Genomic DNA, 25,089 nt, shown 5'->3' with positions numbered 1-25,089 from the left:
CACACTCGCTTGTACGTATCGTAATAGCTGGCTAAGGGTCGGGAGCTGATGAGCGAGGAACCAGTATTGAAGACGCTTCTTCGATTGTTGAAGTCCGATAAGCCCGCACCGCGGTCCGCGAGACGCCGACTTTCAATCGATATCGCAGACTCCGCCGTTTACACGATCGGCGATGTGCACGGCTGTTACGATCAGCTGCTCGAACTGGAAGGCATGATCACCGAAGACGCGGCCAAGTTGCCAGGCAAAAAGCTCATTATCATGCTGGGAGACTACATCGATCGGGGGCCTGCCTCCGCGCAGGTTATCGAACACCTGCTTCACAAACCCCACGCCGATTTCCAGCGCATATGCCTGACCGGAAATCATGATATTGCCATGCTGGACTACCTGGAAGGGCGGCTGTCTCTGTCGGGCTGGTGGCACATGGGAGCCAACTCGACATTGCTTTCCTACGGCATTGACGTGGAACGTCTGAGACTGATTCACCGTACGCCCCAAATGCTGGATGACACCATCCGCGCCTCAATTCCTCATCGGCACAAACAGTTTCTGCGTCACTTGCCGATCATGATCGACGCCGGAAGCTTTCTGTTTGCACACGCCGGTATAAGACCCACCCTTTCGCTGAAGGATCAGAAAGATGACGACCTTGTTTCGATCCGCAGCGAATTCTTTGAAAACGCTCATCTGCTCCGGCAATGGGTCGTTCACGGTCACACGCCGATAGAAACCCCCCGCCAGGAAGGCAGGCGGTTTAACCTCGATACCGCGGCCTTCTCCACCGGGAAACTGAGCGCTTTGCGGCTCTGGCAGAAGAAGGGCCGCGTGTTCTCGACGTAAAACTCTATGTTTTGGTTGGGGCCATTCGTGGCGTATCGAGATAGTAGCTTGAGTATCGCTCCATGAAATGTTCGGTGCTTCCGTAAGAGCTGTACTTTGCAAGCCGCTTCATATCGACCTTGTTGAGGACCAGTCCGAGAATCTTCGGCGCGATTTCCGCCTCCGCTTGCAGCACGGACTTGACGAGTGCGCGAGGCGTGACGCCCCACTCTGCCACCATGACGAAACCATCGGCCATCGGAGCGAAGGCCTTGGCGTCAACGACCGGGCCAAGCGGTGGAAGATCGATGACAATGTATTCGAACACATTGCGCGCTTCATCCAGCAGTTTCTTCATACCCTGGCTCGAGAGAATCTCGCTGGTGTGACGCAAATTCCGATGAAGCACCGTTGGAATGATGGCAAGCTTCGTCTTGTTCTCGACCTTGACGGAGTTTTGCCACGGTTGGCCGTCCATGACCGCCTTTACAAGCCCTCGTTGTGTTGAAAGCGACAGGGCGCGTGACAGGCCTGGATTGCGCAGATCCCCATCGATGAGAAGCGTCTTTGCGCCCTTTGCGGCCAGCAGTCCGGCAAAATTGGCAGCAATCGTGGTTTTGCCTTCGTGCGGCAAAACGGAGACGACACCGATCACCTTGCTTTCCTTGCCCTGCAGCACAACGTCCGCAGCGATTTTGACGTTCCGCAATGTTTCGGCAAATTGCGACGATGGGTTATCGACAGCCAAGCGGATTATATTGGTACGGGCGGCGGGCGGGGCGGCTTGTCCCTCCAATGCCACAGGCGCTCTCTTGGCCTCCGTTATACCCTCGAGTTTTGGCACAAATCCAAGAAACTTGACGCCGAGAAGCGAGCGGACATCTTCACCAACCCGGAAAAAGCGCTCACGGTATTCACGCCATGCACCAATACCGGCGCCGGCAAAAAGGCCGAGTAGCAGAGAGGCTGCGAGGGCGAGTTTCTTCTTCGGGCTCGACGGGTCTTTCGGCGTCGATGCCACCGAAATCACGCGCGCCTTGGCGATCGGGAAGGACTGCTGCTGCGACGCTTCCTGGTAGCGGCCGAGATAGGTTTGATAGAGATTGGTCAGTGCCTGGGCATTCTGTTCGAGATCCCTCAGATGCACCAGCGCTTCGTTTGCAATGGAAGTTTTTCCGGTGGCGTTTTCCAAACCTTCCCGCAGGGATGTCTCGCGCGACTGCGCAGCCTCATACTGATTGCGGTAGCTCTCGGTTATTTGCTGGAGTTCCTGGAAAATTTGCCGGGAAACGTCCTGCTCCTCGGTGCGAAGACTGACGGCCTGCGGATGATCCTGGCCGAAACGGCTGACGATTTCCTGCTCGCGCTTGGTGATCGTCAGATAGCGCGCCCTCAGGGTTCCTATCACCGAGGTGCCGCTCTGGTCCGATACAACAGCCGCATTGTTGACAGCGCCCTCGGGACCTGAGGCCAAAATTGACTTGTATTGATTGTAAAGCGCCCGCGCCCGCGCGGTGTCTGCCTGGGCCAGGATCAGCTGGCTATTGATATCTGACAATTGCTGCTCGGAAACCAGCGCTCCCTTCGCCGCCGTAAGACCATTGGCAGCCCGGAAGCGCTCGGTCTCGAGGGCCGCTGCCTGCGAACTTTCCTTCAGTTCATTCAAGCGGCCCTGAAGCCAGACTGTCGCCCTTTGCGTCGCATCGAAGTTGGCGTCCAGCTGATCCGAGAGATAGACGTCCGCATAGGCCTTCGCAATTCTTCCGGCGAGTTCCGCGTCGTCTGACGTATAAGTGAGATCGATGACAAAGCTGCGCCCTTGCCTTTGGACATCAACGTTGGACTGCAAGAGCGATGCCGCATATTCGACCTTGAGATCCGCAGCGGATAGGCCATCCGTATTGGCCGGTCTGCTGCTACTGAAAAGCCCGACGATGGACCGCACTGTGGAAATGGCCGATGCGAAAATGGAGCGCGGCGGGTTCATAAACCCGTCGTTCTCGTCAAGCTTTTCCTTTCTCACGACCTTTTCCGCGAGCTCGGCCGACTTCAAGATCGCGATCTGGCTGAGAATTGTTGTGTCTGTCTGCATATTGGCAGGTGCAGGCGAAGGTTCATCAGCGAATTTTCCGAGATTGTCGTCAAGCAAAATGCTTGTCGCGGCCGTATAGCCTGGTTTGGCGGCAATGATGTAAACAAGGCCGAGTAACAGACCCACGCCAGCGGTTATGGCGACTGTCTTCGCCTGCCGCCGGGCGATGGTCATCAAGTGCTCGAGGTCAATGAAATTATCGGCGTGGGCTTGCCCTTCCGGGCTTCCCGCTAGCCGAACATTAAAAAGTTGATTGCCTTGATGCATGTTACCGCCGATTGTTTGCTTTCATATAAAATATTGACTGCCTGCCTGCCTTTAGGACGGGATCAAGCGCCTGAGACGTATTCCGATAGGCATAGAGAGATGGCGAAGCGCCGCAGGGTCCTTCAATACCACCTCGACGATCCCGCTGATCGATCTGCGTTTGATATGACCGACGAGAGAGAGGAAGGATTTCGCCTCCTCCAGGCTGCGCGTCCGTCGCGTTTGGGCAGCCCTGGCCTCAGGATCGAGTTCGAATTTTGCCAGGAATGTCTTGTCCGCTTCTAACATGGCGATGATGTGATGCGTTTCGAGAACGCGCGAAATAGAGCCGGGACGCACATGATAGGCATATCCGACTGATGGCTCCACGACGCATTTTCCTCCCTTCGCCAGAATGGATGCGAGGAAGATATAATCTTCTCCGATACGCAGGTTCTCTTCGTAACGCAGACCATGCACCTCGATGAACCGGCGCTCAAAAATCGGCTTCATGTAGCCGAAATTGAAGGTCGTCACGAAAACGAGGTTCGAAGCTATGAAATCCGCCAGTGTAATTTCGTTGATTTTCGCAAGGTAGTGGACGGGAAACATCGTCTCGCCCTTTGTCTCGCCGTCCTTTATCACTTCGATATTGTCCACGGCGGCGCTCGCCCCGGTACTCTCCGCACGTGCTATCATCGCCGCAATGCGGTCGGGAAACACCGTATCGTCGGAATCAAGTACCGCAATCCAGCGGCCTTTCGCGAGAGCAAGAGCGGCGTTGCGGGCGTGGCCGGGACCGCGATTGCTTTCCAGCGTCACAACGCGCACCCGCTCATCCGGAGACGAACTGGCGAGGGCGGCGGTGTTGTCGGTGGACCTGTCATCGACGACTATGACTTCCACGCTCGCTCCACGCTGTGCGAGCGCGCTTTCTATCGCACGCCAGATCGTATCCGCTGCGTTATAGGCGGCGATAATGAAGGTGACATCAGGCTGCACGGGATTTATCTCTCCTCGCTGACACCATAGCTGCCTCTCCATATTGCTCGATCTCGCGGATGCCTATCAGGCCGCTGACGACACCCATATGCATAATGCCGCGCAGGAACCATCGGTTGCGCCGGGTAGCAAAAAAGGCCGTCACAAGCGCCATAGACACGCTAAAAGCTGCCTTTGCACCCGCAAGCAATATCTGCGTGGCACGTTTCACGCCGGTTGATCCACCCTTGAGCATTCGCCCATGTGTCTGACCAACGCGGAAACGCCGTTTGCAAAGCCACGAAAATTGTGCCCGCGCCTGCGGCACCGGTTCGAAAACCCATGCTTGCGGTGCGTATGAAATCCTGCCGCCCGCTTGGTGGATCTCGGTGAAATATTGTGTGTCTTCACCGCCGCTTCGTCCCAGCGCCAGACTGAAACGCCGGTTCCCGATGGAGGTCGAGGAGCGGCGTAACAGGACGTTGCACGTATAGCCGGTGAGAATTTCGCCGCGTACCCATACGGGGAAGGTCGAGTGAAAATCACCTTTGCTCATCCAGCGTGGCGCATCGCTTGCGTAAGTTGCTCGTACGGGTCCGAGTACCGCGTCGGCATTCGTATCGCGTGCCGTGGTCAACAAGCGTTCTATCCAGTCCTCCGACGCCGTCTCATCATCGTCGATGAAGGCAACATAGTCGCCGGTGCTGGCGTCGAGGCAGGCATTGCGAGCCAATGATATGTTTGCTGCCGGGCTATGGATATAACGCACTTCAAACGGGAGTTCCGGCGCAATAGCTGCCACCCGTTCCTTGGCGCTGGGCTCGACATCATTATCGGCGACGATAACGCGTATGCGGCATTTTTCCGGCAGGTGCATTTGCCCGAGCGAAACCAGCGTCGCTCTCAGTTCCTCACGACGATACGTGCAGACACAGATGTCGATCCAGGTCTCGCCTGTACCGGGTTGATTGTTCGAGCCGGTCATCAGGGCGTATCCCCTCGTCGGCGCGAACCGAACAGTTGCAGCCAGAAACCCGTGGACCAAGCGAGATGCATGATCATCGCTGATACGGACGCCAACGGACCGTAAGGATTGCGTTCGCCGACGGCCAGCCACATGCCATAGCCCAGGCAGATTGTCATCCATAGTACAGCCGGCACCGCTGCCCACCAGTTGAGCGCAGCGAGAACAACGCCGGCGACCACGGGAAGGACCATCAATGGCAGCGCCTGACGCAGCTTCGGAATCATGCGATGCTTCAAAAGGTTTTTTGCCCTGCCTCTCCCATAGCCGAGATACTGCTTGAACAGCGCCGATGCCGATGAACGCGGATAGTAGACCATGAAGGTCTTGTCCGTCATCCAAATGCGTGCACCGGCAGCCTTCAGCCGGCAATCAAGCTCGGCGTCCTCGTTGTGGGTGAAGCCCTCGTCGTAACCGCCAACCTCTCGGAACATCGAAACACGCATCAGCGCATGATGGCCGTGATCGGTCCAGTGGCCCTTTGCGCCGAGACGATGCCTGGCGCCGCCATTACCGAGTTTGGAATTCTGCGCGAGGGCTGTCGCCTTTTGGAAGGTCCCGAACCCCTCGGTGGCCATGCCGACGACGACCGAATCGGCTCCCGTAGCTTGCGCTTCATTGAGCAGTTTTTCGCAATAATCGTCCGGATATTTTCCATGGGCATCGATGCGAATAAGATAGTCATGCCCGTCGCCATAGGCCGCCACAGCCAGGTTGATCGCGGCGCTCTGGATACGTTTCTCATTGTGCAGGAGAATGACACGTGGATCGCTCTGCATTATTTCCGTAACGATCTGCTGGGTTCCGTCACTGCTGCCGCCATCCGCAACGATGATCTTCAAGTCGAAACGCCGGGCTTCCGCGCCCAGTTTTTCAAGAAGCGCGCGGATGTGCTCGGCCTCGTTGAGGCAAGGCACCACAACAATGCATCGGCCGATAAAATCCGGTTTTGTAGCGCTTGGCATCGACGTCACTTCTCCTGTTTTCATTTTGCCGATCCGGCATTCCAGCTCGTCAAGCTGCGACCTGAAGTGCCGCGCCATGTTCGTTTGCATGCGTGAGCCGCCCAAGACGTTCCACCAGTGCGCGGCAATCGTTCTGGTCGAACACCCAGGCCGAGCGTTCCTGCGCTTCGACTTTTTCGCAGGCGCGTTGGTAGCGGTCGGTGTCCATTTTATCGAACAGTGCTGCAAGCGCCTCGACCGTCGGTTCGCCCAATGAGAAACCGATCCCGCGTTCTTGCAAAAACAGCGACGTTTCGGTGCCCTGCATCGCTATAGGCACAGAACCATAGCGACATCCTTCATAAAGCCTGTTCGGCAGAAGCCAGTTGGAATTTTGTCCGGCCTCGTAGAAATCGATAGCCCATGAAAAATGTACCTCGTCATAGATCTTCTGCAGATCTTCCGGATTTGCATAGGCGCCGTGGAATTGCATAAAGGGTTCATTGGCGACAAAGCGGTCGAAATCATCGAACTCCGAATAGGCGGGGCGACCTCTCAGAACGATCTCAACGCGGCCCTCCATCTTGCGAGAGAACGCAGCCAGGAGCTCAAGCGAAGTGCGGCAGCGCAAGGCACCAAACCAACCGATCTTCCAGGCCTCGTCCTTGGACTTGCCCGCGCGGTTTATGGCTTCCGTTTCCTGAGGGCCGAGTTCCAGAACCTTGTTCTCCACCACTTCGACCGGCAAGTTGATCTGGCCAAAGGGTGCGAAATATTGCCTGACGAATGCGGGCGAAGAGGTAATAAGAAGCTGTGCATTGTTGCTGAGCGTTCGTTCTACGAAGCGTAGCGCCTTACCTGTCATATCCCGGCGCAAAAGCAGCCGATGAATATCAAGGCATTCATAGACAATTGGCACGTCGCCGGGAAAAAACGCCTTCGCCCGATTGGCGAGCGCCAGCATTTCGAGGTTACGTCCGATGATCAAGTCCGGTTTGGCAACACCCTTGAGCCTCGAGCCGAGTGTCAACGCGGCGCGGGCAACAGCGGCGACGCGTTGGGTAAACCTGCCATCACTCGTCCTGCCGAGATCGATCGGAACGATTGTCGCAATCTCGCTGATCGGTTCGCGGCTTCGCGTGAAACCGGCAATAGTGACGATTGCGCCGCCGGCTTGCATCATGATCACGCGGCGCCGTACCGCGGGGTCGGACAGATCATGCACGAGGTACAAGACATGCAGCATGAGGTCATCCCACAATTGATCTGCACAGGGAACTTAGTATGGCTTTTACCGCAGTGCAACATTTTTGCTTCTCTGCAGCAAGTTCCATAATGAGCCCTGCGGCATTATCGTAATGAATTGGGCGTAGATATGTTGCCATCGAAATAAATTAATCCAGCGAACACGCGACTGATTCCGGAAACTGGCAAGCTTCACCCAGCGCAGTAAACGCAACGCGGGCGAATTCGGCGGAAACGGGCGCGCTGGGCATGCTGAAAGCTCCAAGCCAGGATTTCATCTTGTCGCTCGCCCAAAGGCTTAAAAATATCTTCTGCGGGTGGGTGGGCAGAGCCGCAGGATCGGTGACCGTGTGCACCAATTGACCATTCACATAGTAGCGCAGACGATCCTTTTCCCAAACGAAGGCATAATCATTGTACTTGCTGTCTGCGCCTTCAGGCACCCCGACCAGTTTCTCGTTTCCGCCCTTTCCGTTGACATAGGTATTCAACTGAACCCTGGAGGGGTCCTTTCCCAGGAACTCGAAGTCGATTTCGTCCCATGGTTGCTTTTGCTGGGGCCCGATATAGCTGAAAAAGCTGGTGTTGAAACCTGAACCCGCCGCGGCCTTGATGCGTGCCTCATAGGTGCCGTAGCTATAGCGCGCATTGGTCTGGATCTCGCCGCACACATAGTCGCGATCCTTGGTTTTTTGAGGCGCAAAGCCAAGTGTCAAGGTGTTGTCCTTGAGACTCACCTGCCCTTTGGACCACGTGCAATTCTGGTGAGCCCCATTGGACCAGCCGTCCGAAACGTACCAGCGCTTCTTGTCCAGGCTGGCAAAGTTTTCGACGAAGGATTTTCCTGGCTGCTTCTCTTGTGCAAATGCGAGAACCGGGGTCATACCAAGGCCAAGCGCTATGCTGACGAATGCTATCCGGGATGAAATCGAGGCGACCATCGATCTTCCTTTCTTTATGGGAAAAGGCGCGTCAGCAAGGAGCCGAAGTTAAACATAATCCTAAGAGCGCACAGTTTCTTTGCTGCACTGCATCATTATCACTACCTGCCGCGATCGGTGTCAACCACGTAAAAAACTGAAAAATGCGATGTTTTTCTAGTTCCAATTCAATGAGTTAGCTTGGCTCCGCCGATTTTGGCACGGGAACTTTTGCCTTTTTAAGGTCGCATTCGCTCCGTTGTCCGTAACTCTTCAATCAGACTTCGGTTCCGTTTGGCCAATGCCATTCGCGTTCTCAAACGTCGTTATAGCGTCGTCCATTTCTTGCATGAACGCCATCTGTTTTTCCAGGAAATCGATGCGCTGCGAAAACCTCGTGAGTGCCTGCGTCAGATTATCCACCTGCGCGGACACCTTTTCTGTTTCACCTTCGTTTTCCATGTTTTCAAAGGAAAATGCAGCATTTACCGAAGCGTCGTCATAGCGGCGGCGAAAGCCGTCGCGCTCACGTTCAGTCTCAGCGACGACATCCCTTATCGCCCGCTTGATGCTCAGGAAACGTGTGGCATCCGACAGACGATCTCTCTCGGGATTTCTTGTCCGGAAGCGGAATAGTGCCATCTCTCACCCCATTTCCCAAGACGCAAAGGCGCGCTCGACAACGTACCGGAACCGTAGACAAAACTTGTTACGCAATGGTTGTTTCCGCTTTCAATCCTGTCAAGCCAGATAACGAAAACCTCTTGTCTGACACAACATTCGCGTTTTTTTGAATTTTACAAATCCCGCCGATAGTGCCAGTTTCCCCGAAGGATGCGATAGAGCTCAAATCATCTCTGGACGACCAAAACGGAAATCCGTCCAAGAGAAAAACACAATGCTCGCATACGGACGTCACGATGAGAATTGCAAAATCCCTGCTTGTCGAGCCAGGCAAGAATTTTTGGTACGGAACGCTCGCCGTAGCGCTATCGGTCTTCGTTTTTGCCTATTCGACAAACTTTGGTTTCATATCCATTCTGGTTTTCTACGGGCTGTGGTTGCCTCTGATTCTGGTCGACTATCGAAGGGTAGTCGGTAACTACGCACGTTTCTATTGGGTGTTGCCTTTCGTCCTCTTGGCATGCATGTCGTTTTCGTGGTCGGCGGCGCCCCCTGTCACCCTGCGCGCCGGCATTCAATATTTGACGACGATAATCTGCGCCTTGATCGCTTCCCGCATCATAGACTCGCGGACCTTTGCCGGTGGCGTAAGCATGGGTGTCGCTCTGGTTTTGCTTTATTCGCTCGGCTTTGGCCAATACCAGTACGATGCGCTGGACGGCTCCTATAGTTTCGTCGGCGCATTCGCGTCCAAGAACCAGCTTGGCTTCTTTGCATCCCTGGGTGTCTATTTCGCCTTCGCCAGTTTCTTCGTCCTGCAAACCAGCAAATTGTGGCGCTGCATCGCAGTCGTATGCGGGCTCCTGTCTGCCTATTGCCTGGTTGCCTCCAGTTCGGCCACCTCTGTCATCGCAACGACTGCAATACTCACCAGCACACTGATCGTAGGCGTCGTATTGAAATTTTCGCCGAAGCACCGCCGGTCCTTTTTTCTGGTCGGCATTGCCGTAGCGTTGGTGCTCGTGGCCGTCGCCATAAATGCCGGCGCCATTGATCTGGTCCTCGGCGCTTTCGGCAAGAATTCCACTCTCACCGGACGTACCTATCTTTGGCAAGAAGGATTCAGAGCTTCTCGCGAGGCCCCGCTTATGGGCATTGGTTATCAGGCTTACTGGGTGCAAGGCTTTTCCGAGGCCGAGCGATTATGGGCGGAGTTCTATATCCCTGCACGTACCGGATTTCATTTCCACAATACCTATATCGAAGTGCTTGTCGAACTTGGCTATGTCGGCGTTGTTCTGATCAGCGTACTCCTGGGAGGTGTGGTGATCGGTTTCCTGCGGCGTCTGCTGATTGAGGGGTATACGCCGCAAGGACACCTCATGTTTGGCATTGCGCTGTTGTTATTGATCCGCTCGTTCTTCGAGATCGACTTCATCCAGCCTTACACGATCGGGTCGTTTCTTTTGTATTATTCCGCAGGATTGCTCGCCATTCCTCAGCGAACACCATTCAAAATGATGCAACCAACCCAATTACAGACATAACAATATCGTGATCGAACAAAAAACGGCACGAGATGGAATGGGCGGAACCCGATCTTCCGCCACTTCTTTATGCATTAGGGGAATTGATGCAGTGCAGCAAAAGACGCCTTTTGCGGCCCCGAAAAAGTTACCGCATTCGCGTCATGACCTGTATCAGACGCCTATTTTGCGCCGAACCATGCCTTAAAACGCAAACATGGCCAAATCCGCCACAGTACAGTCTAAATAGCGAATAATAGTCGGCAAAACGTCTACAAGTTAACAGACGTATAATATAGTCGAAGAGGTCAAAAATTAGGCAACTTATGGGCAATTTCTAGCCATCACTTAGTGTTTCAAGCCTGTTAATTTTTTGTGTTGCGATGCACCATATTTTTAATGCAACTTGGGTTATACCTTTGGATGTACCGTTTGATACCGTCGCATCAGCCATTCAATCACCCGACCGCCGGAGTTGTGCCATGAGCGATTCAGTCAAATCGACCGATTTGAGTTATTCCCAAGTTGATACGGATTTCGACCCTGCTTTGGGCGGATTCCTGAAGCGTGGATTCGATATTGCCGGGGCCTTGGCAGGCCTCATTGCCCTTAGTCCCCTGTTCCTGCTTATTGCACTCCTCGTGAGGTTGTCCGATGGCGGGTCGGTATTTTATGGCCATCGCCGTATCGGGCGGGGTGGCAGCATTTTCCATTGCCTTAAATTCCGGACGATGGTCGAGGATGGCGATGGCGTGCTTGCCAGCTATTTTGCCGCTAATCCGGACGCAAGAGCCGAATGGGAAGCCACCCGCAAGCTCAAGGACGATCCGCGTGTCACTCGCGTTGGCGCTGTGCTGAGAAAGCTGAGCCTCGATGAACTGCCACAGATCATCAATATTCTTCAGGGCCACATGAGCATTGTCGGACCCCGTCCCGTCGTGCACGACGAGCTGGAGAATTATGGCAACGCCGCTGTGTTCTACCTCAAATCACGCCCTGGCCTCACGGGGCTTTGGCAGGTGAGCGGGCGCAATGACGTTTCTTACGACAGCCGCGTGCAGTTCGACAGGCACTATGTCGAGAACTGGTCGTTGAAACTCGACTTGCATATCATCATCAAGACCGTGCCTGCGGTTTGCATGGCCAGAGGCAGTTACTGACCCCAATGACAATTGCGAAAACTTGGGTTGCGGGCATTTCTTATGGCCCGCGATTTTTAATGATTATAGATGACCGGATCCAGATTCGATCCGATGTCTTTGCACAGGAACAAATCCAATGAATTTGACGGTTTTTGGAATTGGCTATGTCGGTCTTGTACAGGCCGCCGTATTGGCTGAGGTGGGGCACAATGTCTTGTGCGTCGATATCGACGCTGACAAGGTGGAACGATTGAATCAGGGGTTCATCCCGATTTACGAGCCAGGTCTCGAGAGTCTCGTCAAGGAAAATCACGCAGCGGGGCGCATCACGTTCACGACGGACGTTGCAGCTGCCGTCAAACATGGCCAGATTCTGATGAGTGCAGTCGGCACACCGCCCAGCGAGGACGGTTCGGCCGACCTCAAATATGTGCTGGCCGTGGCAGAGGCAATCGGGCGAGAAATGGAAGCGCCAAAGATCGTTGTCAGCAAATCGACAGTGCCAGTAGGAACCTGTGATAAGATAAGGCTGAAAATCGCCGAAGTGCTCAAGGCGCGAGGACGCGAAGAACTGGACTTCGACGTCGTCTCAAATCCGGAGTTCCTCAAGGAAGGCTCGGCAGTCGTGGATTGCATGAAACCTGACCGAATCATCATTGGAACCAGCAGCGATAACACCGAAAAGGTGATGCGGGAGCTCTACGCTCCCTTCAGCCGCAACCATGATAAAATGATTGTCATGGATGTGCGCAGCGCCGAATTTACGAAATATGCGGCCAATTGCATCCTCGCCACCAAAATCAGCTTCATGAATGAAATGTCCGGTCTGGCGGAGCGGCTTGGTGCCGATATCGAGGAGGTCCGCAAGGGCATCGGTAGCGATCCACGCATTGGCTATGATTTTATCTATCCGGGAATAGGCTATGGCGGGTCCTGCTTTCCGAAAGACGTCCGCGCTATGATCCAGACGGCAGAAGGCATCAGTTTCGATGCCAAGATGCTGAAGGCGGTGGATGAGCGGAATAACGCCCAGAAGTCCATCCTGTTCGAGAAGGTCCACCGCTATTTCAAGGGTAATCTCAAGGGCAAGGTGTTTGCGCTTTGGGGCCTGGCCTTCAAACCCAACACCGATGACATGCGTGAGGCCCCTTCACGCACGCTGATGGAGGCTCTGTGGCAAGCCGGAGCCAGCGTGCAAGCGTTTGATCCGGAGGCAATGCAGGAATGCCAAAGCATTTACGGCCAGCGCGACGATCTGCTACTTTGCGGAACCAAGGAAGCAGCGTTGCGCGGTGCCGACGCCCTGCTTATTGTAACCGAATGGAAGAGCTTCCGGGCGCCATCCTTCGATCTGATGAAGGATGCCCTCACGACGCCAGTCGTCTTCGATGGCCGGAATATCTATGATCCCAAGGTCATCGCCCGGCATGGCCTGGAATATTACAGCATCGGCAGGCAGGCCGCATAGGCCGCCGAGCCAGGTGAAATACAGGATACAAGGAGCCACGCGATGAAAGTACTTTTTGCGGGCGGCAACGGCTACTATCCCCAGTTCAGCGGCGGCGTTCAATCCAGTACGCATCATCTGGTCGAACAATTGCGCAATCAGGGGCACGAGGCCTCGGTTCTGGCTGCCTTGTTTGGCCAGGGAATGTTCGGACTGAAGGCGCGCGCCAAGATGAAGATCCTGGGTCAGCGGGCGGCAGTCGACAGTTTTCCGGGCTATCCCGTGGTCAGGGCCTGGTTTCCCTGGGAGGCTGCGGGCTTCGCGGTCAAAAGGCTCAAGCCCGACGTGGCTGTCGTACAATGCCACAAATCGGTTCCGATAGGGAAAGCCCTGCAAGCTGAAGGGATACCTTTGGTCATTTATCTCAGAAACGTGGAATTCCACGAACTTGCCGGCGATCTGCGGGAACTGGATTCGGCACTCTACATCGCGAATTCCGAATTCACCGCGAGGACCTACAAGGAGAAGTTCGGGATCGATTCGACCATCATCCCTCCGACGATCGACCCTGTCCTCTACGGAACGCCGACGACCGGCGAATATGTGACGTTCATCAATCCCTACAATGAAAAGGGATTTGAACTGGCCGTCCAGATTGCCGGGCAGTGTCCCGACATCCCGTTTCTCTTTGTCGAAAGCTGGAAGCTTGCCGAAGATCACCGGGCCAGCATCGAAAAGACCATCGCACCTTTAAAGAACGTCAGACTTGAAAATCGCACAAGCGACATGAAAACGGTCTATGGGCGCACCAAGATCCTGCTCGCCCCCAGCAAATGGGAAGAGGCATGGGGCCGCGTCGCGTCAGAAGCGCATTGCAGCGGCATTCCTGTCGTAGGGTCGCGCCGTGGCGGACTGCCGGAGGCGATTGGCGAAGGCGGCCTGGTCCTGGATTACAACGCGCCGCTGCAAGACTGGGTCAGCGCAATCCGCACGCTCTGGACTGACAAGGGCGAGTATGACCGGCTTTCTTCCGCTGCAAAGAAATTCTCCGAGCGGCCTCAGATGGACCCGAAAACACAGTTTTCGACCTTTCTAAGCGTTCTTGACCAAGCTACCAGCCAGAGTATCAAACAAGTGGCGTGATAAGCGCCGCCAATAAATATATTGAAAGAATACTCGATAATGAGAGTTGGTTTTGTTGTCGACAAGTTCCCGTCATTGTCCGAGACGTTCATTTTGGATCAGGTAAATGGGTTTCTTGAGCGCGGTATCGAGGTGGGCGTTATCTGTAACGAGAACCTTCTGAAGCAAGGCAGCAGCGCTCGAACTGAGCATTGGCGAGCACTGTCTGAAAATACGGTTTGCTGGTGGGGTGCTATGGCACCGCTACGCCCGTCCTTGCGAAAGTTGCCAACAGCTCTCTGGGACAAGGTTTCGACGGCATTTGACATTGCCTTTTCGCGAAAGCTCCAAAATTTCGATGTCATAATCGCCCATTTCGGCAATAACGGCTTGCGTGTGGCTCGCGTGTTGAAGCGGAAGAAACTTGGCGCTCCCCTGGTGACCATATTCCATGGCCGCGATGTCGGTCGTCCCGTTCTCGACAACTCCCTCTGGCAATATAATGTGCTGTTCGATCAGGGAACGCTGCAACTGACGGTGAACGATTATTTCCGCAAGACCCTTGTGGACGCCGGGGCGCCAGAAGCAAACGTCAACGTGCATCATATGGGCGTCCGGATCAACGAGATCGAATATGCGTGGCGCTCTTGGGATCACAGCACCTTGAATCTCATTTCGGTCTGCCGCTTGACCGAAAAGAAGGGCATCGAGTTTGCCTTGCGCGCGCTGGGCCAGCTTTCGATTTCCAACCCGGACCTCGATTGGGCCTATACGATCATAGGCGGTGGCGAATTGCTCGACGATCTGAAGCACCTCGCCAAAGATTTGAATATTGCGCACAGGGTGACATTTCTCGGACCGCGCCCTCACAGCGAGGTCAAGCAGCGCTTGCGCGAGGCCCATCTGTTTCTGCTGCCGAGCGTGACGGCACAGGATGGAGATGTGGAAGGCATTCCGGTCTCCCTCATGGAGGCAATGTCTGCCGGGCTTACGGTGCTCAGCACATATCACTCCGGGATTCCCGAACTCATTGAGGATCAGACGACGGGATTTCTCGTTCCTGAAAAGGATGCCGAGGCTCTGGCGGGAAAACTCCTGTGGATCGCCGAACACCCGGCCGAATGCGAGCGCATCGCGTTGGCTGCAAGGAAAAAGATCGAAGCCGATTTCAACGCCGATGTTTTGAATGATGAATTCGCGCAGATGATCACCCGTCTCGCCGAAGCGAAGTTAAGCGCGTGAGTGCCGAACCGCTTCAGTTTGGACGCGTGGCCCTCCGCGGCGGCCTTTTGACCGTCATTGCGCAGGGCATCAAAATCGTTGTCCAATTCCTCTCCGTCATCGTTCTGGCGCGCCTGCTCATTCCGGAAGATTTCGGTCTCGTCGCCTCTGTCAGCCCGATCGTGGCATTCGTCGCGCTTTTCCAGAATCTCGGGCTTCAGCAAGCGGTCGTTCAGCGCAAGGAGATCAGTCAGCGACAGCTCAACCAGGTCTTCTGGATGAGCGCCTTTGCCGGTCTCGCGAGCACCGCCGTCGTCGTTGCGCTCTCTCCCGTCGTCGCATCGTATTACGGTGATGCGCGCATGGTCGGGATCACGATCGGCGCCGGCCTGCCGCTCTTCCTCGGAAGTCTGGCGGCAATGCCGCTTAGCCTGATGAACCGCCATCTGCAGTTCGGTCAGCTTGCGATCAACGATGTCGTCACCGCCATTGCAGGCTTTGCGACAGCAGCCGTGGCCGCTTATGCCGGCATGGGCTATTGGTCGCTGGTGCTTGGCCCGGCGGCATCGGCCGTGGTTGGATTGCTTGCAGCCTGGCGTGTGGCGCGATTCAGGCCGGACAAGCCGGTTTTGAAGATCGATCGCGACATCATGTCCTTCGGCGCCAACCTTACGGGCTTCAACCTCGTCAATTTCTTCTCCCGCAACCTCGACAATATTCTGATCGGCAAATTTTCGGGTGCGGTTGAGCTTGGCTATTACGACCGCGCTTACAAGCTTCTGCTGTTCCCTTTGCAGAACATCAATCAGCCGCTGACACGCCTTATGATCCCGTTGCTGAGCCGGATACAGGACGATAAAAAGCGATTTCGCGATATCTACATGCAGACCAACTGGGTACTCGCTGCGGTCACAGTACCCGCTATCGCAGCGCTGACCCTTACTTCGGAACAGGTTGTCGGTATTCTTTTCGGCGACAGATGGCTGCCCGTTGCACCGATTTTCGCCTGGCTTGGGATTGCCGGCCTCATTCAGCCCATTTCGAGCACCACAGGCTGGATCTTCATCTGCCAGGACAGGACGAAGACCATGTTCCGCTGGGGCATCTACTCTTCGATCACGACTGTGGTTGCTTTTATCGTGGGCCTGCATTGGGGTGCCGTCGGCGTCGCCGCGGCCTATGCCATCAGCGGCTATGTCCTGCGCGTTCCCGTTCTCGCGGTGCTGGTGCATCGCGTCGGCCCGGTGACCGCGATGGATGTACTTCTGGTGCAAGGCCTCTTTATCGTTTCGGCCCTGCTGGCCTGGCTCGCCTACTGGTGGCTACCCTTGTCGCTGATCGCCCGCTCGGATTTTCTCGCGGTTATTCTGGCTGTTGTGCTCAACTATGCGTTCGCGTTCGTCCTGATGCTTTTGCTGCCCCAGTCACGCAGCGCTCTGTCGGCTATCTGGTCCAAGGTTGCGAGCAACATTCGCTGACGGCGCGGCAAGGAGCGGCCTCAGCAACTCGGTCGCGGACATTGCCGATGCGTGCTCGTCCAGAACAGCCTTGAGGCTCGTCTTGCGGTAATCCTCCAGATTCTGGATAAAGGTATCGAGCTTTTCACCGGCTTCTTCTGCCGTCACAGTGTCGATGTCGAGCAGAACGTCGGACACACCTATACGCTTGGCGACTTCCCTGGTCTTGAACTCGTAGGCGATCGGCAGCACGGGCGTGCCGACGCACAGCGACATGATCATCATGTGCATGCGTGTGGCGACAACGAAATCGAACCCTTTTACGAGTGCCATCAGTTGCTCCGGCGTATGAAATGACGCGTCTACGCTGACATGGCTGGCAATCTCGGGATCGAGTTCGGCAACGATAGCGTTGGCTGCCTTGGAATCGTCATGGGCGTATTCCGGCACGCCCTGGCAAGTCGACAGGAAGGTGACCTCTTTACCCTGGTCCCGCACCAGCTTGGTGACGATATTGCGGATGGAATCAAGGTAGCGGCGCATGCCGTCCCCACCACCCTTGACGTAGTTCCAGTGACGGACAGAAATGGCGACGCGACCCGTTTTCGGTGTCTGGTCCGAGGCCAAAATCCCTGCAATCCGGTCCGTGTCAGCAAGCGCAAACACCGCATCGGCCACCACATGACATTTGTTGGGGTCTTCGACGAGATCGACGATATGGTCCCTTGACCTTGAATCGCGAAGAAGAATGAGCGGGCTCCGGTCAAAGACGGGTTTCAGTTCCTGGCGATTGTAGTCCTTGTTGAAGGGCCCCAGCGACTGCGTGAAGAAAACGGGATCCTTGCCAAGGATCGCATCGATGCGGAATTGATTGAGACGCCGCTCGAGGTTGTAGTTCTCGACGAGATAGGTTCCACCTGTCGTGATGACGAGGTCGGCGTCCCGGTAGATCTCGAGCGAGCGGCGGTCGCTGTCGCTGAACAACATCTTGTCGATGGACCCGCCCCTGCCGAAGCGGCGCAGCGCCTCGAGTACAATTCGATTGTAGAGCGGCTTGACGGCGTTCTTCAGGACGTTTTGATCGTAGCTGTATTTGAAGACCGACTCCGAGAGGAGTTTGTGAAATTCGAGATCCGGATACTCTTTCGAGGGGTAAAGTCGTGCCGCCACTTCCGGCTGGCTGTCGAAGACCTGAAAACGCAAATCCTCGCCCCAGACGTTCCTCAGGATATGCCTGATTGCTAGAAGAATTGCAGCGTCGCCCGTATTCAGGCAGACCGTGTTCTCGACAATGATTTTCATAAAACTAACCCTGGTATCTGATTGGCGGCATGGGGTTCTGCAGGCTGCAAGTCAATCACAGCTGCGTCCTTTGCGTGCGCAGTCGTCCAAATAAACCGAGCAAATCCGCTCGTATTGACCCTGATCTTTAGAGCAGATTAGTCCATAGCGTTTTATTGTGCAACGCACAATAAAAACTGATATTCGCGTCAGGCTCACTGCGGTTTGGCACTTGCCGGAAACAAATAGCGCAGCTCAGGTTTGATCTGGGGGGCAGGCGATCTGTTCCTGATGGCTCCATCGAGCTTGTCGGTCAGGATGCCCCTCGCGATCGGAAAAACCGCAGATGGATTGCGCAGACCATAGACAGCTGCTGCAACGAGCCCCTGCTGCGACTTGACGTCCAGAAACTGCCGGTGATGGAATTTGGAGCGAATATGGCGCTCATGCTCGCGGACTGCTTCCAGCCCCCCTCCCGACAGGATACCGCTATCCAGAAGCGTCTTGTCGGCATCGGCGAGTTGTTTCAGATCGTCCGTCCTGTGCCGCCCACTCAGCGAGTCCGCCCGCACGACGGCTCCATATCCACAATTGTTGATGATCTGAAAGCGGGCACCCAGCGCCAGCGCTCTCGTATAGAGATCGTAATCTTCGCCGAGCCGCAGCTTTTCATTGTAGCGCAGGCTGTGGCGATCGAGAAACTCGCGCCGGATGACAGGCTTCAGGAAGCCGAGCTCACCGCGCTGCTTGTTGCGTCTCGATATATTGCGGTTGACGAATGTCGGCAGGTCGAGAAACCAGGTTTCCGGAGAAAACTTGTCAATGGCGAGTGTGTTGAAGTGGCTGACCCAACGTTCATCGACGAAGACGATGTTGTCGGCGGCCATATCCCAGTCCCCGTTCGACAGCAAATGGGAAAAGCGTCCCGGGATAAAGAAATCGTCGGCATCGAGAATACTGATCAGAGCTGCCGAGGAACAGGAGATGGCGTGATTGCGTGCATGGGATGGACCCCTGTTGACGTCGAAACGAATGATGCGCAGGCGTCCGCTTGCGTCATCGGCCGCTCCGGCGGCTTCCGAAGTTCCATCGGTCGAGCCATCGTCGACGACGATAACTTCCGTCACGTATGTATCCGCCAAGGCGGAGGATATGGCGGCCGCGATGGTATCGGCTGCGTTTTTCGCAGCGATGATCACACACACACTATTGTCCGGATTATCTGTAATTGGCCCTGCCCTCGACTGTGCGGGTCTGTATTTGAGTGCACGAAGGCGTGAATAAACCGCGCACCATGTGTGATCCGCGGGCATTTGCCGACGCCGGACCGATGCAGCAAGGATACAAATATTTCGGTCTCCCGCAAGAGACAGACTTCAAACCGGCCGGATTGCTTTAAGGGCTGTCAAGATTCATGCTATGACGCGACGAAAATGGTGGTTTCGAGCAGCGTACTTTAAGGTACGTGAGCACCGGAGCACAGAAAAACGCCATTTGCAGACCGTCAGAGCGTGAATCTAATGCGTCTCTGTTGGTGTAATTGACTTAAACGGAGGCTGCTTGCTTGCGACAATGCCGGTTGCCTCATTGGTACCGGACTGCTTCCACTCGGACGTCCGCGGCTTTTCGCGCGCGACAAGGAAGAGCACAACGGCGAAATACCCTACCTGGATGACCACTGCGCAAATCAGCGTCTGGACGATCGTTGCCCACAAGGATTGCGTGAGAACGTAGGTTGTGATCGCAAATGCGATAAGGACGCCCAACATTCCAACTAAAAAATTTGGAAATCTCATGCTCAACTCCCGTTCGTTATACGGAGAAAAGCTGGCGTATCGTTTCTTATCATTTGATCTCCCCCCACAGACGCTGATGCGCGTACATGAATGTTTTTTTGACTGCCAATTTGTCTATACCAAACCCCTTGAGTTTAGATGAAAGCACCTCGGCTAATTTTAAGCCGGAATATAACAGTTTTCTTACTTTGTAACCACAATTTTTCTGCGCTTTTGCAGCCGGCGAGGTATTGCGGCCCGCGAATACAGCGTACAACGCACGCGGACGGCTGAAGCACGTCCTGTCTTCACTCAAAAATACGAATTTTCACGCTATGTTGCAGCGCAAATAAAAAAACTACACAATATCTCACGACGGTACAACCCCTCCAATTGTCTAGAAGAAGACAAAACTAATTACAATCGCTCAACTATATAAGCATATGTAATTATGTTTTTGGCACGAACAAGTGGAATTGCGATCACAAATTACATAATACTCCAGTAAAATACACTGCCCTTCCGGTGACTACGATCAAAGAACGCGGCCAGAATGCCGTTCAACTCGCATCCTCCAAACGGCGTTCTGTTGCAACGCACAATTTTTATGATATCTTTCGGACAATCATTCGCGTGCGTTCCAGGTGAGACTGGAACGGATATACGAGGGCGGCGGTATTACCTTCGACGAATGCCTTGTTTTCGACAAGCATTCCGTTGAAATTGGCCTTTTCGGAAGGGACATGTGATCGTGCGCAAGATCATTCCCGCCTCATATATGTCACACGATCCTGCTTATGAGGCTTGGGCCGGGTGGCTTTGCTGAGATTAGTGCGGAACAGCCACACCGATCCCGATCGATTTACAGGAGTAATTGTTGGAAATGACCCCGATTTCCCCGTCAAGCGTGTGCTCAGGCATGCCAAGCGGTTTCACCGCTGCAACGCGCTGGTTCTTTTATGGCTGCTTGCTGCTTCTCATGATGCTGTTTGCGCCCGCTGCCCATGCGGCAGATTACGCCTTGGGCCCGATGGACAAGGTAACTATACGCGTGGTCGAATGGCAGACCGCCGAAGGTGCTTTCCGCGAGTGGCCCACGATCACAGGTGATTACAGGGTTGGTCCCTCAGGCACCTTGTCCCTTCCCTTCGCGGGTGAAATAGCCGCGGGCGGCAAGACCACATCCGAGATTGCCAAGGAGATCGCTACGAACCTCCGGCAGAAACTCGGCCTTAGCGATCTACCGGAAGCTTCCGTCGAGATATCCGAGTTTCGGCCAATCTTCGTTTCAGGCGACGTGCAGACGCCAGGAAAATATGCATTCGAGCCTGAAATGACCGTTCTCAAAGCTGTCAGCCTTGCCGGCGGAATGCCGCGAACGGCCGGGCAGCGCTTCGAGCGGGATTATTTCAATGCGCGCGGGGATTACGATGTCATTGTAGCCGAGCACGACCGGGCGGTTGTCAAACTCGCAAGACTGCAAGCCGAATTGGCCAATGAGCAGGAAATCAAAGTCCCGGACAATTTGATCGAGAAATCGAACGCCAAGAGACTGATCGACGATGAAATGGCAATCATGCGGACGAGGAAGAATTCCCTCGATCTCCAGATCAGTGGGCTGAACGATCTAAAGACGCTCTATACGAACGAAATCAGTTCGCTCGAAAAGAAAATGGGCGTGCAGAACCGGCAGCTGGATTTGACCCGCAAACAACTTAACAGCATTGGCGGCCTGGCGGATCAGGGCCTTGTCGTGAACTCGCGCCTCCTTGGGTTGCAGACCTCGGTTGCGGACATGGAAGGTAAACTTCTGGATCTTGATACCGCCTCGTTGCGCGCCAAGCAGGAAATCAGCAAATCCACACAGAGTGAGACCGACCTTGATAACGAGCGCAAGGCAGAATTGGCAACCGAGATGCAGGCGACGCAGGCTGCACTCGATGAAAGCAATTTCAAGCTTCAGATGAACAAAAACCTGATGACCGAAGCGCTGGTCAGTGCGCCAGCTGCCTTGGGCAGGGGTAATGGCTCAGATCCTGTTGTCATGCAATACAGCATTGTCCGCAACTCCAACGGCAAAACCGAAGAGACGACCGCTGACGAAGGAACCATCCTGCTGCCCGGCGACGTGGTCAAGGTTAAAATCGACACCGAGCGTTCGTGAACGTCAGAGCGGTTTGCAACCCCTGCTAACCGCTCTAAGCCTTAAGTCTCGGCCTGATTGCGTAGTGTCTCGGCTTCCGCGTAGAAACGTTTTTCCCATTCCTTGTGGTTGTCGAGGCCTTCACGGATGAACGGCGTGAAGATTGCCAGATTCATCAGCGCCCAATTGATGAAACTCGCGGGAAATTTCAGCGGCTTCACAAAATCCACGAACAGAACGACGCGCGTCCTGTCCGTATGGTTCCAGGCTTCGTGTTCGTACGCATCATCGAAGATCAGCACTTTGCCCTCTTGCCAATGACATATCCTGTCTTTGACCCGGATGGCGAGCTTGTCGCCCGGCTCCGGCACGATCAAACCGAGATGAAGGCGCAATACTCCGTTGTAAGGGCCTCGATGAGCCGGCAGGTGCTTGCCAGGTTCGAAGATCGAAAACATGGCTGTCTTCAGGTTGGGAATCCTCTGCACCGCAGCCCATGTCTTGGGACAGGCTTGAATATTCTGTTTCGACTTCACGCCGAATCCGACAAGGAAGAAGGTCTTCCATTGCCTGTCCGTCGAGATTGTTTTGACGTCCGTCGAAATATCCTGAAATGCCGGCAGTTCACTTTGACGCAGAAGAACGCGGTCGAGTTCAAGCCGAATGTCCGGCCAAGCTCTTTCGATCTCGCTTGTCCAGGGAAAGACCGCATTGTCATAGATCGGAGGGTTGCCAAATCTGGCATATTTGAGATTGAGCTTCTCTGCCCAGGAGACGATGCCCATGAAGAAGCGTGCGGTCCTGCTCGGGCGAGCCATCGGCGCAATTCCGGCTGTCCCGAATTCCTGCTCGACTTCTTCAGCCCCCGCATCTTGAAGATTTGGTTCCTTCAACGTTCCTTCGGTCATAATCATTCCAATGTTGCTGGCTTTGCGGAACGAGGCGCAATCGCGGATGCGTGCGGTTCCGGTGACGGAACTGTATTTAGGCGACGAGAGACCTCTGCGCCAGATCGCTCACCAATTTTTGCTCTAGCGCGCCGGAAATGCCATGAACCCAAACGAAAATTCGTCAGGGAGTGGCGAAAATGGTGGTTTTCGAGCACCGAAGCGCAGCGTACATTTGGTACGTGAGCATCGGAGCGCATAAAAACGCCATTTGCAGCCCTCCATGGCGAATTTTCGTTCAGGCTCTGAGGCTATTCACGATGCCATCAATCAGGTCTTCCGTCGTTTTATACTCGTCAACATCAAGGACCTTGCAGCCGTGCTCGCCAACAAGTTCGGCGGTCTTTCGATCGAATAACAGCGTGCGTTCGAGAAATCTTGAGATCATTCCACGGTTCTGTTCGCTGGCATTGTGGAAACCGCTTGCTTCATAAATACGTGTGCGCAACGTGTCGGGACTGGCTGTCAGCCAGACAGCCCCGACTTCCTTCATGCGGTGTCCACTCGTGATAAAAGGCCAAAGTGCCGATCCCTCGAGCACCAGTTTGTCCATACCTTCATCGTGCACAGTAGCCCGGACGAGTTCCGCGACGAGTGGCGACATCTTGCGGTGATGCAGGATGACGGATTCCAGCAGTTCATTGGCCTTTAAACTCAGGTAGTGCTCGGCTACGTGTGCGGGAACTTTCTTGTTTGACTGTCGCCAGGGCCTTCCAGGGTGCCTGGCAAGGCTGTCCGTCGAAATACAGCGCCAGCCAATTTTGCTCGCCAATGCGCCTGCGACCCTTGATTTCCCGACATTGGACGAGCCGCCGATCAGGATAATTTTAAGCTGCGGATCAATCCGTGTGTTCAAGGGCATTATCCCCGATCGAAGGTGAGAAAGAATTTCAAAACTGTTTATCGCCGACTATTTGCGATGTTCCATTATTTGCAACCAAAATGCACCTTCAGGCAAAGAGCAACAGAAAACTGTTTTACAAAGCGCGAACGAGTAACAAAACGTTTGATTGTCGCCGCAGATCAATGACATTCGTGTCACATTTTCTTTCCATCCGGGCGCTTCGGTTTCCTGACCGCCTGAATCTTGACTTTTTATCGAGTAGTCTTTGTCTCATTCTGCCTGAACGGAAATCCTTCCATGTCCAACATCACGACCATAGTATCGACTATGACGGCAGCCTTCCTCGGCTCCTTCGTCGAAGTCGTCGAAGCCTTTACCATTATCCTGGCCGTCGGCGTTTCCCGCAGCTGGAAGCCCGCATTCATCGGCACGGGGCTCGCGCTGGTCGTGCTGGCCGCTCTGGTCCTGGTCCTCGGGCCGCTGCTCGGGCTGATCCCGATCGAGCTCCTGCAATTCGTCATCGGAACCCTGCTGATCCTGTTCGGAATGCGCTGGCTGCGCAAAGCCATACTCCGCGCTTCAGGCGTTATTGCACTTCACGACGAGGCAGAGGCCTTCGCCAGGGAGACCGATCAGCTCAAACGTCAGGATGCCGAACGACGCGCTGACTGGATCGCCGGAACCGCCGCGTTCAAGGCGGTACTGCTTGAGGGGATCGAAGTGGTTTTCATCGTCATCGCGGTTGGCGCAGGGCGCGGCATGCTTGGGTATGCTGCGCTTGGCGCGGCCATAGCCTGCCTCCTGGTGCTGATCATCGGTTTCGTCGTGCACAAGCCGTTGTCGCAGGTGCCGGAGAACACCTTGAAATTCGTTGTCGGACTTCTACTTACGGCATTCGGCGTCTTCTGGGTTGGTGAAGGCCTTGGCGCCGAATGGCCGGGCGCTGATCTGTCGCTGATCGCAATCCTTGCCATCCTCGCAATATTCTCGTTTGCCGCCGTGCGAAAGCTACGCGGCTATCACAGCTCCAACGTAAAGGCAGTCGCCTGATGAACATCTTACGCACTGCCATACGGGAACTGATCGGCATGTTCATCGATGACGGCGCTCTCGCACTCTGGTCACTTGCGTTGATTGGCGTCATTGCGGCCGCTGTAGAATATGGCGGATTGTCTGGTTTCGCCGGTGGTATCCTGCTATTGGCAGGCTGCATCCTCATCCTTGCAGAAAGCACATACCGTGCCGCAAGGAAAAAATCCCACGGATAATGCTGGAGTAAACCGGAA

General features: G+C 54.8%; 22 protein-coding genes. 10 read left to right on the top strand and 12 right to left on the bottom strand.

Annotated features, from left to right (window positions below; all coding sequences use genetic code 11):
• The first annotated feature begins 48 nt into the window (after positions 1-48).
• Entirely contained in the window at positions 49-843 is a 795-nt protein-coding gene (locus C7476_RS00835; RefSeq protein WP_114428026.1) for a metallophosphoesterase, read from the top strand.
• A 4-nt stretch (positions 844-847) separates the two neighbouring features.
• Here C7476_RS00835 and C7476_RS00830 read toward each other — a convergent pair whose 3' ends face one another.
• The 7 genes from C7476_RS00830 to C7476_RS00800 form a co-directional block, all read right to left on the bottom strand.
• Entirely contained in the window at positions 848-3,181 is a 2,334-nt protein-coding gene (locus C7476_RS00830) for a polysaccharide biosynthesis tyrosine autokinase (RefSeq protein WP_114428025.1), read from the bottom strand.
• Positions 3,182-3,232: 51 nt separating this feature from the next.
• Positions 3,233-4,162, bottom strand: coding sequence for a glycosyltransferase family 2 protein (locus C7476_RS00825; RefSeq protein ID WP_114428024.1), 930 nt, complete (start codon positions 4,160-4,162; stop codon positions 3,233-3,235).
• The gene (locus tag C7476_RS00820) at positions 4,152-5,126 is read right to left on the bottom strand and encodes a glycosyltransferase family 2 protein (RefSeq protein ID WP_114428023.1); all 975 of its coding nucleotides are present in this window, start codon (positions 5,124-5,126) and stop codon (positions 4,152-4,154) included. The genes C7476_RS00825 and C7476_RS00820 overlap by 11 nt, the downstream gene beginning before the upstream one ends.
• Positions 5,126-6,154: a glycosyltransferase family 2 protein gene (locus C7476_RS00815; protein WP_281032662.1), complete on the bottom strand. Its 1,029-nt coding sequence runs from the start codon at positions 6,152-6,154 to the stop codon at positions 5,126-5,128. Before C7476_RS00815 ends, C7476_RS00820 begins: the two co-directional genes overlap by 1 nt.
• 25 nt (positions 6,155-6,179) lie before the next feature.
• On the bottom strand, positions 6,180-7,355 hold the full coding sequence (locus C7476_RS00810) for a glycosyltransferase family protein (RefSeq protein WP_114428021.1): 1,176 nt from the start codon (positions 7,353-7,355) through the stop codon (positions 6,180-6,182).
• 148 nt (positions 7,356-7,503) lie between these two features.
• Positions 7,504-8,295, bottom strand: a complete 792-nt coding sequence (gene exoK / locus C7476_RS00805; RefSeq protein ID WP_114428020.1) for an endo-1,3-1,4-beta-glycanase ExoK — start codon at positions 8,293-8,295, stop codon at positions 7,504-7,506.
• Positions 8,296-8,547: 252 nt separating this feature from the next.
• Positions 8,548-8,916 (bottom strand): hypothetical protein, encoded by a 369-nt coding sequence (locus tag C7476_RS00800; protein ID WP_114428019.1) that lies wholly within the window; start codon positions 8,914-8,916, stop codon positions 8,548-8,550.
• A gap of 278 nt (positions 8,917-9,194) precedes the next feature.
• Here C7476_RS00800 and C7476_RS00795 point away from each other — a divergent pair, with 278 nt between their 5' ends.
• From C7476_RS00795 to C7476_RS00770, 6 genes are all read left to right on the top strand, one after another.
• Complete coding sequence (locus C7476_RS00795; protein ID WP_114428018.1) at positions 9,195-10,445, top strand: O-antigen ligase family protein; 1,251 nt, start codon at positions 9,195-9,197, stop codon at positions 10,443-10,445.
• A 461-nt stretch (positions 10,446-10,906) separates the two neighbouring features.
• Positions 10,907-11,584 (top strand): sugar transferase, encoded by a 678-nt coding sequence (locus tag C7476_RS00790; RefSeq protein WP_114428017.1) that lies wholly within the window; start codon positions 10,907-10,909, stop codon positions 11,582-11,584.
• A 118-nt stretch (positions 11,585-11,702) separates the two neighbouring features.
• Complete coding sequence (locus C7476_RS00785; RefSeq protein WP_114428016.1) at positions 11,703-13,034, top strand: UDP-glucose dehydrogenase family protein; 1,332 nt, start codon at positions 11,703-11,705, stop codon at positions 13,032-13,034.
• Positions 13,035-13,076: 42 nt separating this feature from the next.
• Positions 13,077-14,156: a glycosyltransferase gene (locus C7476_RS00780; protein ID WP_114428015.1), complete on the top strand. Its 1,080-nt coding sequence runs from the start codon at positions 13,077-13,079 to the stop codon at positions 14,154-14,156.
• 39 nt (positions 14,157-14,195) lie between these two features.
• Complete coding sequence (locus C7476_RS00775; protein ID WP_114428014.1) at positions 14,196-15,377, top strand: glycosyltransferase; 1,182 nt, start codon at positions 14,196-14,198, stop codon at positions 15,375-15,377.
• Positions 15,374-16,834, top strand: coding sequence for a lipopolysaccharide biosynthesis protein (locus tag C7476_RS00770; RefSeq protein ID WP_114428013.1), 1,461 nt, complete (start codon positions 15,374-15,376; stop codon positions 16,832-16,834). The genes C7476_RS00775 and C7476_RS00770 overlap by 4 nt, the downstream gene beginning before the upstream one ends.
• Here C7476_RS00770 and C7476_RS00765 read toward each other — a convergent pair.
• From C7476_RS00765 to C7476_RS00755, 3 genes are all read right to left on the bottom strand, one after another.
• A complete protein-coding gene (locus C7476_RS00765) occupies positions 16,781-18,115 on the bottom strand; it encodes a polysaccharide pyruvyl transferase family protein (protein WP_114428012.1) in 1,335 nt (444 codons plus the stop codon). The genes C7476_RS00770 and C7476_RS00765 overlap by 54 nt on opposite strands.
• Before the next feature lie 194 nt (positions 18,116-18,309).
• A complete protein-coding gene (locus tag C7476_RS00760; RefSeq protein WP_245426071.1) occupies positions 18,310-19,323 on the bottom strand; it encodes a glycosyltransferase family 2 protein in 1,014 nt (337 codons plus the stop codon).
• A 288-nt stretch (positions 19,324-19,611) separates the two neighbouring features.
• Positions 19,612-19,890, bottom strand: coding sequence for an exopolysaccharide production repressor protein (locus C7476_RS00755; RefSeq protein WP_114428010.1), 279 nt, complete (start codon positions 19,888-19,890; stop codon positions 19,612-19,614).
• A gap of 862 nt (positions 19,891-20,752) precedes the next feature.
• On the opposite strand from C7476_RS00755, the gene C7476_RS00745 reads away from it, so the two are divergent.
• A complete protein-coding gene (locus tag C7476_RS00745; protein WP_245425997.1) occupies positions 20,753-22,033 on the top strand; it encodes a polysaccharide biosynthesis/export family protein in 1,281 nt (426 codons plus the stop codon).
• A 41-nt stretch (positions 22,034-22,074) separates the two neighbouring features.
• Here the strand turns inward: C7476_RS00745 and olsC are convergent, their stop codons facing one another.
• Together olsC and C7476_RS00730 are read right to left on the bottom strand one after the other, a co-directional pair.
• Positions 22,075-22,920 carry an ornithine lipid ester-linked acyl 2-hydroxylase OlsC gene (olsC, locus tag C7476_RS00740; protein WP_114428515.1) on the bottom strand — a complete coding sequence of 282 codons (846 nt, stop codon included), beginning with the start codon at positions 22,918-22,920 and terminating at the stop codon, positions 22,075-22,077.
• 277 nt (positions 22,921-23,197) lie between these two features.
• On the bottom strand, positions 23,198-23,815 hold the full coding sequence (locus C7476_RS00730) for a hypothetical protein (protein WP_147274589.1): 618 nt from the start codon (positions 23,813-23,815) through the stop codon (positions 23,198-23,200).
• Positions 23,816-24,100: 285 nt separating this feature from the next.
• Here C7476_RS00730 and C7476_RS00725 point away from each other — a divergent pair, with 285 nt between their 5' ends.
• Positions 24,101-24,853 carry a COG4280 domain-containing protein gene (locus C7476_RS00725; protein ID WP_114428005.1) on the top strand — a complete coding sequence of 251 codons (753 nt, stop codon included), beginning with the start codon at positions 24,101-24,103 and terminating at the stop codon, positions 24,851-24,853.
• A complete protein-coding gene (locus C7476_RS00720; RefSeq protein ID WP_114428004.1) occupies positions 24,850-25,071 on the top strand; it encodes a hypothetical protein in 222 nt (73 codons plus the stop codon). Before C7476_RS00725 ends, C7476_RS00720 begins: the two co-directional genes overlap by 4 nt.
• Positions 25,072-25,089 lie beyond the last annotated feature (18 nt).

The sequence above is a fragment of the Phyllobacterium bourgognense genome, assembly GCF_003337575.1.
Classification (GTDB): Bacteria; Pseudomonadota; Alphaproteobacteria; order Rhizobiales; family Rhizobiaceae; genus Phyllobacterium; species Phyllobacterium bourgognense.
Note: the sequence above shows the minus strand (reverse complement) of the source record. Positions and strands in the feature narration are given on the sequence as shown.